General features: G+C 47.9%; 15 protein-coding genes and 2 pseudogenes. 2 read left to right on the plus strand and 15 right to left on the minus strand.

Features of this window, described 5'->3' with window-relative positions; all coding sequences use genetic code 11:
* The first annotated feature begins 205 nt into the window (after nucleotides 1-205).
* Together ACJJIP_RS10680 and ACJJIP_RS10685 are read left to right on the plus strand one after the other, a co-directional pair.
* The gene (locus tag ACJJIP_RS10680; RefSeq protein WP_353056824.1) at nucleotides 206-361 is read left to right on the plus strand and encodes a transposase; all 156 of its coding nucleotides are present in this window, start codon (nucleotides 206-208) and stop codon (nucleotides 359-361) included.
* 52 nt (nucleotides 362-413) lie between these two features.
* Nucleotides 414-848, plus strand: coding sequence for an IS5 family transposase (locus tag ACJJIP_RS10685; protein ID WP_444946923.1), 435 nt, complete (start codon nucleotides 414-416; stop codon nucleotides 846-848).
* 6 nt (nucleotides 849-854) lie between these two features.
* Here the strand turns inward: ACJJIP_RS10685 and ACJJIP_RS10690 are convergent.
* The 15 genes and pseudogenes from ACJJIP_RS10690 to ACJJIP_RS10760 all read right to left on the minus strand — a co-directional run.
* Nucleotides 855-950 (minus strand): annotated as a pseudogene (locus ACJJIP_RS10690) (helix-turn-helix domain-containing protein); the annotation flags it as partial.
* 122 nt (nucleotides 951-1072) lie between these two features.
* Nucleotides 1073-1984, minus strand: a complete 912-nt coding sequence (locus ACJJIP_RS10695; RefSeq protein WP_282950686.1) for an isocitrate lyase/PEP mutase family protein — start codon at nucleotides 1982-1984, stop codon at nucleotides 1073-1075.
* 449 nt (nucleotides 1985-2433) lie between these two features.
* A complete protein-coding gene (locus ACJJIP_RS10700; protein ID WP_444902640.1) occupies nucleotides 2434-2868 on the minus strand; it encodes an IS5 family transposase in 435 nt (144 codons plus the stop codon).
* Between the two features lie 115 nt (nucleotides 2869-2983).
* Nucleotides 2984-3211 (minus strand): annotated as a pseudogene (locus ACJJIP_RS10705) (transposase); the annotation flags it as partial.
* A 129-nt stretch (nucleotides 3212-3340) separates the two neighbouring features.
* Entirely contained in the window at nucleotides 3341-3880 is a 540-nt protein-coding gene (locus tag ACJJIP_RS10710) for a hypothetical protein (protein WP_282950688.1), read from the minus strand.
* 91 nt (nucleotides 3881-3971) lie between these two features.
* Entirely contained in the window at nucleotides 3972-4883 is a 912-nt protein-coding gene (locus ACJJIP_RS10715; protein ID WP_282950689.1) for a cobalamin-binding protein, read from the minus strand.
* Nucleotides 4884-4928: 45 nt separating this feature from the next.
* A complete protein-coding gene (cobS, locus tag ACJJIP_RS10720; RefSeq protein ID WP_444946898.1) occupies nucleotides 4929-5741 on the minus strand; it encodes an adenosylcobinamide-GDP ribazoletransferase in 813 nt (270 codons plus the stop codon).
* Nucleotides 5725-6330, minus strand: coding sequence for a histidine phosphatase family protein (locus tag ACJJIP_RS10725; RefSeq protein ID WP_282950691.1), 606 nt, complete (start codon nucleotides 6328-6330; stop codon nucleotides 5725-5727). The genes cobS and ACJJIP_RS10725 overlap by 17 nt, the downstream gene beginning before the upstream one ends.
* Nucleotides 6320-7363 carry a nicotinate-nucleotide--dimethylbenzimidazole phosphoribosyltransferase gene (gene cobT, locus ACJJIP_RS10730; RefSeq protein WP_444901656.1) on the minus strand — a complete coding sequence of 348 codons (1044 nt, stop codon included), beginning with the start codon at nucleotides 7361-7363 and terminating at the stop codon, nucleotides 6320-6322. Before cobT ends, ACJJIP_RS10725 begins: the two co-directional genes overlap by 11 nt.
* A 24-nt stretch (nucleotides 7364-7387) precedes the next feature.
* The gene (gene cobU / locus ACJJIP_RS10735; RefSeq protein WP_353375365.1) at nucleotides 7388-7936 is read right to left on the minus strand and encodes a bifunctional adenosylcobinamide kinase/adenosylcobinamide-phosphate guanylyltransferase; all 549 of its coding nucleotides are present in this window, start codon (nucleotides 7934-7936) and stop codon (nucleotides 7388-7390) included.
* Entirely contained in the window at nucleotides 7929-8711 is a 783-nt protein-coding gene (locus tag ACJJIP_RS10740; RefSeq protein WP_444946899.1) for a heme ABC transporter ATP-binding protein, read from the minus strand. The genes cobU and ACJJIP_RS10740 overlap by 8 nt, the downstream gene beginning before the upstream one ends.
* Nucleotides 8711-9733 carry a FecCD family ABC transporter permease gene (locus ACJJIP_RS10745; RefSeq protein ID WP_020415298.1) on the minus strand — a complete coding sequence of 341 codons (1023 nt, stop codon included), beginning with the start codon at nucleotides 9731-9733 and terminating at the stop codon, nucleotides 8711-8713. The genes ACJJIP_RS10740 and ACJJIP_RS10745 overlap by 1 nt, the downstream gene beginning before the upstream one ends.
* On the minus strand, nucleotides 9730-11244 hold the full coding sequence (locus ACJJIP_RS10750) for a cobyric acid synthase (protein ID WP_444946900.1): 1515 nt from the start codon (nucleotides 11242-11244) through the stop codon (nucleotides 9730-9732). The genes ACJJIP_RS10745 and ACJJIP_RS10750 overlap by 4 nt, the downstream gene beginning before the upstream one ends.
* Before the next feature lie 12 nt (nucleotides 11245-11256).
* Entirely contained in the window at nucleotides 11257-11871 is a 615-nt protein-coding gene (gene cobO, locus ACJJIP_RS10755; RefSeq protein WP_444946901.1) for a cob(I)yrinic acid a,c-diamide adenosyltransferase, read from the minus strand.
* 37 nt (nucleotides 11872-11908) lie between these two features.
* A complete protein-coding gene (locus tag ACJJIP_RS10760; protein ID WP_444946902.1) occupies nucleotides 11909-13759 on the minus strand; it encodes a TonB-dependent receptor plug domain-containing protein in 1851 nt (616 codons plus the stop codon).
* Nucleotides 13760-13858 lie beyond the last annotated feature (99 nt).

Below are 13858 nucleotides of genomic sequence, written 5' to 3' on the forward strand. Positions count from 1 at the left end.
CTGTATGATAAATGCTTAAAAGTATATATTTCATGTCAGATCGTATGACTATATGGTTTTTAGGTGTTCGCCGTTATGGACGTGTTAAGTGATTTGCTCAGGGTTTTCCACTTAAAAGCACATGTTTTTTTACACAGCCAGTTTTATGGCGCCTGGCGGGTAGACACCTCCGGAGAGCAAAAGGCCACCTTTCATCCTGTGGGTTTTGCGTTCTGGAGCGCGATGGAAAGATCTTCCTTCACACTATCCATCACCGAGTACATGCTGGAGAAGGCTTCAATTTTGGGAAGAGCAAGGAGCTTGGTTACAGGCATGGAGAAGATTTCTGGAGCTGTTGGATCAGCAGTCTTTGCTTAACTAGGAGGAGGTTTTTTCTGATGGCAGCTTTGCACCCGTAAAAAAGGGGCTTTGAAATCGGGAAAACCAAGCGGGGCAAGGGTTCAAAGTGGATGGTGGTGGTCGATGGCGAAGGTATTCCACTGGGAGGCACCATTACTTCGGCCTCACCAGCAGAAGTGAAGTTATTACACCCATTACTTGATGTTACGTATAAAAATACAAAGATTCATCGCTTAGTTTATGATAAAGCGGCGGACTCAGATCCTCTTAGAGATAGCCTGTTGAGTCGTGGAATCGACCTTATCTGTCCACATAGGAGAAATAGGAAAAAAGCCTCAAGACAGGATGGCAGAAAGCTCAGAAGGTACGCTCGCCGTTGGAAAGTTGAGAGGACTTTTGCGTGGTTGGGAAATTACCGCCATTTAGTTGTTAGATGGGAGCGATATTTGTCCACTTATCGTGCTTTTTTCTATATTGCATGCATGTTAATTACGTTAAAGAAGTTATGAAACAGCTTCTAATAATTTTGCTATTGCTTTCTGAGAGTGTCCGGATTTTCTTAAGCTGTAAATCTGGTGTCGTTCGTTCTCGCTCAGTTGGTAGTAGCTCATCAGTGCCTTTCTCTTGGTCGGGAGAGTTACAGACTCTACCAGCTTAGCCCTCCCTTACCAATTGCACCTGTTATCTGAAACCAAGCTCACCTAAAGATTAAATTGTATTAATTAAAGAACAGCTATTTTATTGCCCCTTTTTGCTCATCTCCAAAATTTTTATCTGCCGCTGCTTTCCATTTGTTATCAAGGTCCTGAAAATGCTGGGAGTCCATGGTTTCAAAAAATTCCTTTGGAGAGTACATATCATTCATAAGAGCCTCTGTTGTTCCCTTCGCTTTAAGTTCCCTCAATACTCGTTGGGCAAGCTTACACATAGAAAACATCAGGCTTCCTGGGTAAATAACCAATTTATAAGACAACTCCTCAAGTTCTTTATGTGTAAATAATGGGGACTTACCGTGTTCGCCAAAATTATACATTAGAGGTATATCCACCTCATTCTGTACACGAAGGACTTCTTCCCTGCTTGTAATTGCCTCTACAAATAATGCATCAACACCGGCTTCAGCATAAGCAACACATCGTTTTAGGGTGTCATCGATACCTGTCACCGCCAAGGCATCTGTCCTGGCAATAATAACGAAATCATCGTCAGTGCGACCTTCCAGTGCTCCGTATATTTTATGAACCATCTCTGAGATTGGCACTACTCGCTTTCCGGCTAAGTGACCACATTGCTTCGGTAATATCTGGTCTTCTATATGTAATCCTGCAACTCCCGACCGCTCATATTCCTGGACTGTCCTATAGGCATTTAATGCGCTGCCAAAACCGGTATCTGCATCCGCAATCACTGGTATATTTACAGTTGAAGCTATAGCACGCGCATTCGCAGCCATTTCAGTCAATGTAATAAACCCAAGATCAGGGCGACCAACATGAGTAACAGCGGTTCCACCTCCTGTCATGTAAAGTGCCTTGAAACCCTCTTCCTGAATGATTTTCGCAGTAAGGCAATCATAGGCCCCTGGCGCAACAATTAGGCCTGGCTGATTAATCATTGCCCTCAACGTAGTTGTCATCTTCTTCATAAATATCCTACCCAAATGAAATTTACTTCATATTTGGCGTATAAAATTTTAAGCAGCACATTAGGAATTCACACCAAAGAATATAGCAAAGGAATTCACACCAAAGAATATAGCAAAGGAATTCACACCAAAGAATATAGCAAAGGAATTTTATGAAGGGTTGAATATCAAATTTTACCAAGAAGCCTCTCCCCTTAAAGTAGACGCCATCTTATGCGGCCATTCTTTCATATTCATCAGGGCTTTTGAACCCAAGTGAACTATGTCTTATTATAAGGTTATAGTATCTATCAAGATACCAAAATAAGTTACTTCTCAGGTCCTCAACCGAATCAAAAATAACCATTTAAATTTCTCAGTTTTTAATGCCTAAAAAAATGATTCTACATACACATTATCATTCATAAATCCTGGATAGTTCATGCTCGGTTCAATACCTAGAAGCTGCTTCATAACTTCTTTAACGTAATTAACATGCATGCAATATAGAAAAAAGCACGATAAGTGGACAAATATCGCTCCCATCTAATAACTAAACGGCGGTAATTTCCCAACCACGCAAAAGTCCTCTCAACTTTCCAACGGCGAGCGTACCTTCTGAGCTTTCTGCCATCCTGCCTTGAGACTTTTTTCCTATTTCTCCTGTGTGGACAGATAAGGTCGATTCCACGACTCAACAGGCTATCTCTAAGAGGATCCGAGTCCGCCGCTTTATCATAAACTAAGCGATGAATCTTTGTATTTTTATACGTAACATCAAGTAATGGGTGTAATAACTTCACTTCTGCTGGTGAGGCCGAAGTAATGGTGCCTCCCAGTGGAATACCTTCGCCATCGACCACCACCATCCACTTTGAACCCTTGCCCCGCTTGGTTTTCCCGATTTCGAAGCCCCTTTTTTACGGGTGCAAAGCTGCCATCAGAAAAGACCTCTTCCCAGTTAAGCAAAGACTGCTGATCCAACAGCTTCAGAAATCTTCTCCATGCCTGTAACCAAGCTCCTTGCTCTTCCCAAAATTGAAGCCTTCTCCAGCATGTACTCGGTGATGGATAGTGTGAAGGAAGATCTTTCCATCGCGCTCCAGAACGCAAAACCCACAGGATGCCTTCAAAACAAGCTCGATTAACAATGGGTTTTGGGCCTCCCTTTCCTAGTTTTAACTCAGGAAGACAAGGTTCAATCAATTTCCATTGATCATTGGTTAACTCTGACTTGAATCGGCTCACTATTGCTGGACTTTTTTCTATGTAATTGCGTGAGAATAGCCGATTTCAAGTTATGAAACAGCCTCTAGTTATTTTTTCAATAACTCAATAGCTTCTACAGCCTAACAGCCTTCATAAAGGAGGGCTGAGTTAGATTTTACGTGATTTCCCCTCTTCTCTGGCTCTAGCTCGCTCAGCCTCCAGAATGATCTGCTCTACAGAATACTTTATTGCACAAATCATAGTAGCTATAGCGCCAATAAATGTTGTAAACCAAAATGAAACATTTAGCGCAACGAGAATAAGTGACATCAAACTCACAGCCAGCAATTTCATGTTATCTAAATGAAAATCAAAAAATTTACGGTCAAGCAAACCCATATGAAAAACAAGGAACAAGCCAATTGCAGCACACGAGACAATGGCTAAAATCGCAGAGGAATCATCTCCAACTTTTACAAACTGATAGAATCCATAATAGACAAACCATCCTAAAAAAGGGCTTAATAAGGCTACCTTTCCAGCAGCTATATCTTTAGAGATATGACGCCAAAAAATTGACCATCGGTTATTTCTACCCTTTTCAAGATTAGTTAATTTAGCCGCTCCAAAAGGAATAGCTAGCAATCCTCCAATAATCATTGCAAAAACTATAATCGTTGTTATTGTTTCCAGTACCAGATACCACATAAATACCTAGCCTCGTCACTGCTTTGATATAAAAATCATATCTAGCGGACAGTAGAAACTATTTTTGCTCAGGAATACAGATCATTCTTAGCTATATGGAGCCTGCGCCAACTTTTATTCGCGCATTGTCCAGGTGATCACAAACCATTTCCATCCCATCCAGCACTCTAAAGGTATGTCTCTGGATAATATCTGGGGGTACAAAATAGAGACTATCATTTTTCACCGCATTGAGTGTCGGATAGGCTTTCCAGGCATCCAGCCAATCTGGCCGGCTTTTTCCCATGCCGCTGGAAATAATCACTTCAGGATTCCGGTTAAGAACAGATTCGATACTGATCTTGGGCGCCAAAACCATCGCATCAGCAAATGCATTGCGGCCACCACAAGTTTGGATCACATCGCTGATCAAATGCTCGCCATTGAGTGTTTGGAGGGGATCATTCCATACCTGGTAGAATACACTTACCGGTGTTTTTTTCTTGTTGCTATGCTGGAGTTCATTTAGTCTCTTAAGCCACTCGCTTGCAGTGCGGTCCGCATTCTCGCTTGTGCCGGCAAGTTCGCCAAAAAATCTTACATTCTTTGCAATATCTTCCAGAGTTCGGGACTCAGTGACGAATACCGTAAACCCGAGATCATCCAGCTTTTGGATCATTTCATCGCCATTTCCCGACCCCCAGGCGACAATCAGATCCGGTTTCAGAGCCAGCAAAGATTCATAGCTTAGTGCTTTGTAATTGCCAATCTTTGGTAACTTCTTTGCCTGCTCGGGATAATCGCTGTAGCTAACAGCAGCAACCAGCTTCTCTCCCGCACCTGCGCTGTAGAAATTTTCTACAATATGTGGAGCCAGGGCAACAATACGCTCTGCCGGCGCTGCCAATTCGATCCAGTGCCCCCGTGCATCCTGTACACGTACTGGTTTATCGGCCCAACAAGAGCCTGTCCAAAAAAGGCTCAGGGTAGTAATGAAGATTGTGAAAATACTCCGAGACATCATTTAACTCGTCTAACTCTAAATTTATTGTTTTGTAACACTCAAATTTCAAACACTGGCAAGAGCTACCCACAGAATTAGTACTGTAAGTTCGATAATTTCGACCAGGCCACCCAGACAATCACCGGTATAGCCACCGATAGTTTTCTCCCATAAGTGGCGCCAACAAAGAATCAGCACAGGTAAAGCAATAGCCATTCCAACTACGATGGCTATAGGAGCTGCTGCGAAGGCGATGGCCATAACGATAACTACCACAGGTAATAGTTCCCACCTTCTCTTTGAGCCAGAGGGTGGAACAAAACCCTCCACACGGGCGTAGTCTGAAATACTCATTAGAGATAACGCTGCCGCCCTGGCCAACATCGGCGACAGCACCAGCGGCAGGTATATCCAGTTTTCTATCGCATCCAGTTCTGCTGCAAGTAGAGTTGCGATCGCTGCGAATTTAGTCAGTAGAAATACAACAAGTGCAACAACCGCAACTGAGCCACAATGTGGATCATGCATTACAGTGAGGATTCGATTGCGCCTCTCTTCAGGATCGGCACATTTGTGACCGGCAAAGTAGGCATCAGTACAATCGGCAAGACCATCAAGATGTAAGGCACCAGTTAAAATGACCCAAAACCCCAGCAATATTGCCGCCTGTAGCTGAATTCCCAGTGGGGCCAGCAGGTATGCTGCGGCGGATAATAGAAGCCCAATAACAACTCCAACAAACGGATAGAAGTATATTGACCGCTCTACTGTTTCTTTATCGACCCGGTACAACAACCCCGCGACTGGCAGCCGGGTAAGAAAGACCAGTGCATATAGGAATGCCTGGATAAGACTTGAAAATTTACGGACAATAAACATAGGTATCCTGCCCCGGATAGGGAATCCCGAAAGTGCCGCTATTGCAATCGTATTCCATTGACGCGGCAAATCCATAGCCTACCTGTAACGACATCATCTGACTGGGCCCCCAACCATTGGCAATGGTCAGCAGTAACTTGATCACGCCACCATGGGTTACCAATAACAGAGATTCTCCCGAGTAGCGCACAGACAGCTCGCTAATAGTCTGTAGCACCCGGGACCGGAAAGATGTGAAAGGCTCACCGCCTGGGGGACAGTGCTTTTCTGGCTCGCGGCTCCATGCATTACACAAGGTTTTGTGCTCGGTCCAGATTTTGTCGATCGCTTGCCCTTCCCATTCACCGAAACTAATTTCGCGGATACCGGGAACAATATCTACTGGCAACTTTCTTTTGTGGCCCAGCTGGGCAGCAAATGCTTGGCAACGACCCAGTGGGGAAGTGATAATTCTATCCCATGGGCCGGTAAGATCCCTGAGTCCTTGCCACATTTGCTCCCAACCTTCTTCAGTTAAAGAGACATCAATCTGACCACGAAATATGCTACCGCCAGCACATGCGCCATGTCGTAACAGGTCAATCCTCAACCGGTACACCTGCTTCGCTAAATGTGAACATCTTGTTATGCAGGTTAAGCGCCTGCCTGATAATACTTATAGCCAGAACAGCACCAGTACCCTCCCCCAACCGCATATTGAAGTTGAGCATAGGACTAACCCCCATACACTCTAGGGCCAGTTTGTGCCCAAGTTCATCCGACAGGTGCGCAAATAAGAACCAGGGGTTTACAGAGGGATTGATAGCTCCAGCAACAGCAGCTGCAGCCGTGGCCATAAACCCGTCAACCAGAACCGGGGTTCCCCGCTGGGCGCAGGCGATAAATGCCCCGGCCAGGGCCGCAATTTCGAAACCACCGAGAATTTGCAGAATACTCACGGGGGAATCCAGAGCAGCGCTGTGCTGCTCCAAAGCAGATTCAATCAGTGCAATTTTTCGGGCGAGTACATCATCACCGATACCTGTACCTCTCCCTGTGATTTCTGGAACTTTCAAATCAAACAAAGCAGCAAAAATTGCAGCTGCCGAGGTGGTATTACCGATCCCCATATCCCCGCCGATAAAACAATCACTATCGGTAGAGTGCCTTCGTCCCACATTAAACGCACTTATGAGCTGCCCATAAGTCATCGCGGGTTTACCTTGGGAAAAATCCGCTGTAGAAGGCGCAATGACCTCATCGATCAATTCAGGGTGCTCAGTGGGCACCACACAGCCCAAATTAATAGCAGCAAAGTCTGCATTCTGCTCTCGACTCAATACATTGATGGCCGCCCCACCCTCACAGAAAATATTAAGCATTACTGAGGTAACGGCCTGGGGAAATTGCGAAGTGCCCTGGGCTGCAATACCGTGATCAGCTCCAAAAACACGCACAGATAGGCGTTCAAGTTGAGGCTGCCCTTTACCCTGGAACCCGGCAAAATCTACAGCAATAGTTTCCAACCGGCCGAGTGCGCCCTCTGGCTTTATCAATTGTTTCTGCCGGGCAATAGCTGCATTTCGAGCCGATTGATCTGGTGCAGGTGCCGGGTTATAGAGCCAGCTCAGTTCATCAGACATAACCTTTCGCCTCTCGTGCTCAATCTATTTTACCGTCAGAGGTAAACCGGCAATAGCCAGGGTTACGCTGTCAGCCCGCTCCGCCAACGCCTGGTGCAACCAGCCTGCAGCATCCACAAATTCCCGTGATAATTGCCCAAGAGGCACTATCCCGGAGCCAACTTCATTACTAACGAATATCCATGGGGCGGCATTGTTTTCTGAATTATTGCGCCTTTGATCAACACGCTGCATCAATGCTTCGCGTTCACGCGCCCAGACGCCTTCATGAATGCAGTTACTGAGCCACAACGTCAGGCAATCCACCAAAACACAGTGAGATTTAGGGGATGCATCTAAAGCCTCAGCCAACGCGATAGGCTCTTCAATAGTTTGCCAGTGTTGCCCCCTGTCTCCTTGATGACGAGCGATACGAGAAGACATTTCCTCGTCCCCCGCTGTAGCAGTTGCCAGGTAACTAAGTCCACCGGCATTGTTACTTTGCAGCCACTGTTCAGCACGCTGCTGTGCCAGTCGGCTCTTGCCGCTGCGCGCACCACCGAGAATCAGGTGCAAATTACTGTTGTTATACATCGGCAACCACCAGGGATTTACCAGTTACCGGGTGTGGTACCACTGTGACGCTGTAACCATAGAGTTGCTGCATATTTTCTGCGGTCAGTACCGTTTCTGGGCAACCATAGGCCACGCTACGGCCATGCTTAAGGGCGAGGATCCGGTCACTGTAACCACTGGCGTGAGCGAGATCATGCACCGTCATCACAACAGACGCACCACTTCGCGCAAAGTCGCGCACCGCTCTCATCATTTCGTACTGATGAGCGATATCGAGGCTGGTAGCCGGCTCATCCAGCAGAAGCAAACGATCTCCTCCATCTTCAGCACGCCAGATTTGTGCCATTACCCGTGCCAGTTGCAAGCGCTGCTGCTCACCGCCCGACAATGTGGGATAGAGACGCCCAGATAAATGGCAAACGTCCAGTGCCGCCATAGCTTCCAAACAAATAATTCTATCTCGCTCAGTGCCTGTGGAGTGTGGCGTGCGGCTGAGGGCAACCAGTTCAAGGCCCGTAAAGGCAAATGAAAGCGGATTGCTTTGTGGCAGAACTGCCAACTGCCTGGCTCGCTTGCGAGCGGGCAAACTAGCAAGCAACTCACCTTTAAAGTGAACTCTTCCAGTCTCCATCGCAGATTCACCGCAAAGTGCGCGCAATAGTGTCGACTTACCGGCACCGTTGGGACCAATCACGCAAACCAGCTCCCCGACATCAACGTCAAGACATACATCGGTAAGCAGCGGTCGATTGTCCACACTTACCGTGACTCCCTCAGCCTGTAACAGAGCCATTAGAGGGACCCCCTGTTTTTGCGTAACAAGGAAATAAAAAATGGCACCCCAATCAGGGCGGTAATCAACCCTACCGGTATCTCGACGGGCGCAATAATTGTGCGTGCGAGGGTATCAGAAACCAATAACAGGCTGGCGCCAGCCAGCGCCGATAGGGGTAACAGCTGGCGATGATCCGGCCCCACCCACAACCGCACTATATGCGGCACCACCAAACCCACAAAAGCAATACTGCCGGCCACGGCAACTGAAGTTCCCACCCCTGCAGCGACAAGCACGATCAAGCTGGTTTTTACCCGCTCCACATCGACACCGAGATGCCGTGCCTGGGATTCCCCCAGCAAAAGAACATTCAGTGAAGAACCAAAACCGGGCAGGCTGGCAAGCAACCCACACAATACTGCCAAAATCAGAAAAGCACGGGGATAGCTGGCCGCATCCAGCCCACCCATTAGCCAGAGGCTCATACGACGCAACGTGTCATTATCTGCAAAGTATTCCATCAGCCCGATTAAACTTGCTGATAGAGCAGTCACAGCGATACCCATCAGCAGCATGGTGGCCACCGAAGTTCCATTGATACTTTTTGCCACCCGATAAACCAATGTCACTGCTAGCAAGCCACTGAAAAATGCCGAAATTGATACCACCGGCAAACTTCCAAAGCCACCGGCTACTTCTGCTCCAAGTAAAATAGCCAGACAGGCACCAAGGGAAGCACCCGCAGTAACCCCAATTAATGAAGGGTCAGCCAGTGGATTGCGAAATAAGCCCTGTAACATCGCACCACAGATGGCGAGTACTGCCCCTACTCCTGCCGCCAATAAAGCCCGTGGCAAGCGAATTGCCTGAACGATATCTTTTGCCAGACCTCCCTCCCCTTGCCCACTGAGAGCAGAGACAACTTGAGAAGGCGAAAGATATACAGCACCGACGGCCACTGCGACAACAAAACTCATTGTGAGCCCTGCGGGCAATACCCACCAGGCAAGATTCAAAGCTTTGACACGGGCGATTGTCATTGGCTTACCTCTTCCAATGTTGCCCCACCTTGGTCTCGTCCGAATTGCCTAAGCCAAGAGTTCCGCATATGTTCGGCAATAGAATCAGCCAGCCTATCCAACTGCTTCTCACGATGGACATTCAGGTTCAGCGGTGTAGCCCCTGTTAGGCCGCCCCAGGAAAACAGCGCATTTTGGGCTTGCGGAGAATCGAAAAGCCCATGCACATAAGTAGCAAGCACCTGCCCGTCGGCACTGATAGCCCCATCTGGCCTAAGGTTTCCAGCTTCGTCATGAAGAAATACCGCGGGGATCTGCAAAGCTGGCCCTTCTGTAATCCCGCAGTGTATTTCGTAGCCTTGAAGGGCGATATCCCTCTGGTCATTATCCTGATTTCCCAGAGATAGAAACCCGGTAACATTTATTAATGCCTTATATGGCTGCAGCCTGGTTATATAATCCAGATAACCAAGGCCTAGCTCACTGCCGGGGACATCTTCTACCCCATCTGGGTCCTGCACCTCTTTTCCCAGCATTTGCAGGCCGCCACAAATACCTATGAGTTTTCCACCATAACGCAAGTGCCGATCCAGTTGTGCAGGCCAGTCATTTTCTTTTAAATAGGCCAAATCAGCCCGCACATTTTTACTTCCTGGAAGGATAACCCAATCGCAAGGGGGGATTGATTCACGCACGCTAACAAATTGCAAGTCAATATCCGGGTTCAACCTCAGTGCGTCAAAATCTGTATGGTTACTAATTCGGGGCAGCACCGGTACCACTACCTTTAGCCGAGCATCAGCACCAGCCTGCTGGGTGCTAATCGCATCTTCCGCATCCAGGTACAGGTCGTGGAGATATGGCAATACCCCGAGAACGGGTTTACCGGTGTAGTTTTCCAACCATTCGAGCCCCGGCTCTAGCAGCTGCAAGTCGCCACGAAAGCGGTTGATCACAAATCCAACTACGCGGTCGCGTTCAGTTGGGGACAGTAATTCGAGGGTGCCTACCAAGTGGGCGAAAACACCGCCGCGATCAATATCAGCAATTAACACCACAGGGCAATCCACCGCCTCAGCAAAACCCATATTGGCAATATCATTTTCCCGCAAATTGATTTCCGCCGGACTTCCCGCGCCTTCAACAAGCACCAGCTCATATTGATCATTAAGGCGTTTAAAGGAATCCAGCACGGCATTTTGTGCAGTGGATTTGTAATGGTGGTAATTCAGGGCCTGCATATTTCCCAGCGCCCTGCCCTGGATAATCACCTGAGCCCCAGTGTCTGAAGCAGGTTTAAGCAGCACAGGGTTCATATCGCTATGCGGTTCTATTCCGCAAGCTTGGGCCTGTAGCGCCTGCGCCCGCCCTATTTCGCCACCGTCCGTAGTGACTGCACTATTGAGCGCCATATTTTGTGGTTTGAATGGAGCAACACAAAGTCCCTGCCGGGCAAAATAGCGGGCAAGCGCCGCAACTAGAGTACTTTTGCCAGCATCCGAGGTGGTGCCCTGGATCATCAATACGGACATAACGAATACAACTTAGTAGTCGACCCCTTTTCTGGCCTTGATCCCAGCTTTAAAGGCATGCTTTATATCTTTTACTTCAGACACAGTGTCCATCAGCTCTTGCAGAGCACTACCACCGCCGCGGCCGGTCACTACCACACTCTGCTCTGGAGGGCGTTCCGCCAAAGCTTTCAATATCTGTAATTCATCCAGGTATTTATACGCGAGCATATAAGTTAACTCGTCCAATACCACTAGATCATAGCTGGCATCGGTGAGCATTTTCCCGGCTTCCTCCCAGGTTCGTTCTGCAGCTGCTATATCACTGCTGCGATCCTGTGTATTCCAGGTAAAGCCTGTACCCATTTGGTAGAGGTTTACTTCAGGGCAATGGTATTTGAGAAAGAGTTCCTCTCCAGATTGCTGTGCGCCTTTGATAAATTGCACTACCCCCACCTTCTGGCCATAACCTAGCGCACGTATAACCATGCCGAAAGCAGAGCTGGATTTTCCCTTGCCATTACCAGTTAGCAATACAGCAACTCCACGCTGGATATCGGCCGCTGCTATATTTGCATCAACCTTCGCCTTATGTTTTTGCATTGCCTGTTTGTGTTTGGCATTTTTTTTCTGCTGGTCTTCCGGCATGGCCACCTCAGTTCAAGAATCTATTATAGAGAGTGCTTTAGAAGCTGAATTCCACACCGGCATAAGCAGCAGCACCCGCGGTGTTATACCCAGGCACTTCCTCATAGTCTTCATCCACGAGGTTTTCTCCACGAACGTAAACGGTGGTAGCGTTATTCAACTGGTAACGTACGCTAGCATCCAATACTTGGTAATCATCTATGGAGGAGCCATCTGTATCTTCCGCTCCAGCACTAGAGCGTAGATTCACCAGAAGACTAAGAGCGCCGGTCGGTTTATAGGTAAAGCCCAGGTTAGCCAAATGCTTCGGGATTCGCGGGCGTGGAGAATCATCAGCCTGTTCGGCATCGGTATAGGTGTAGTTGGCTGACAGCAGCAGAGTATCAGTGACCTGAGTTTCGGCTATCAATTCAACTCCACGGGATTTGCTTGTTCCCTTGCTTTGCAGGTAACCATACGCATCGTTATTCCAGCCAATTTCCTTATCAATGACCTGCTTAAACAGTACGAATTCCAGATAGAGGGAATTTTCACCAAAGTACTCAACACCAAGGTCCAAGCCTCGACTTTCTTCCGGCGATAGTGTTGGCAGTTCTAGTGGCTCAGAAGTCAACCGATCAGTTGCGGTAGCGTTGTGATTAACTTCATACAGACTGGGAGCGCGGAAGCCGGTACCGTAACTGCCTTTTATCTTTACAGTACCGTTGGCAACATCCTCAAACAGGTACGCTGAGCTGGCGCGGAAACTGTTAAAGCGGCCAAAATCTGAGTTGTTGTCATGGCGAAGACCAAGGGTGATATAGGCTTGATCGGCATAGCTTCCCCGGTATTCAGAATAAACTGCCCACTGATCCCGGTCCAAGTCTCCCGAAATATCTTCACGGTGCTCCACCCCGTAGGCCATCCCATGTTCGCGACTAAACCCATGAGAACCAGTGAGGTTCAATTTTTCAATATCACCTTCATACTCATAGGAAGTTCCCCCTCCGATGTAGGTGCGCTTCAAATCAGAATGTGAATAGGCCAACTCTTGTTGACCATCTTCGCCATTGTGAGCCAAGCTGACACGAGCACTTTCCTGGCTGAAATCAAAGTTACAATCGTCCTGAGAGGGCCAGCCGCAACGATCATATTCACCTGAGGCATCGGTATCCCGCGCTACAGCTTCCACTCGCCACAGCTCAGAGATATTCCAGCCTACTCGGCCATGTAAAGTCTCGTTATCATAACCGTCGTCATCCCTCAATTCAGTGTCATCGCTGCTGGTATTGAAACCATCGGTTTCCAGCGCCGCAGCTGAAAGGAAGTAATCCAGTGTTTCATTGGCTCCACTGGCACTGGCATTGTAGCGCTCAGTATCGTAGCTACCACCCTCAGCGGATAATTCAAAGCGCTGCCCTACATCCTCTCGACGGGTCGAGATATCCAGTACACCACCAGCATCAGCCCCATAGAGCATGCCTTGCGGACCGCGTAGCAATTCTACTCGCTGCAAATTACTGCTCATAATATGCTCAATATGAGCACCCGACTGGAGACCGGTTGGATCAGAAATATCGATGCCATCTATTTGGACCAGCGTTCTAAAGCCAGATTCCCCCCGCACCTGTAGCGAGGTTGTCTTACCAATACCACCGCTGTTGTTGACAGAAACCGAAGGTACGCTTCGCAGCACATCGGCCAAGGAAGCCAAACCTCGTGCTTTGAGTTGCTCTTCATCCAATACGGTTACCGAAGTGGCGACCCTGCGCAAAGGCTCATCTTGGCGGGAGCTCACAACAACTAAAGTTTCCAGGTCGGGAATAGAAGATGCACTATCGGTAGATTCGCCAAGTACTGGCACACTCACAGCTGACAGCACAGTCAAGCTCAATAAAGATTTTTTCAAGTTTCAACCCCTAAGGACAAAAGCTCATGGGATCGAGGGAGGAATAGCAATGCGGCACGCCGACGAAGCGTGAAAGATCGTATTGCGAGATGGTAGCCC

Source organism: Microbulbifer variabilis (assembly GCF_052467165.1).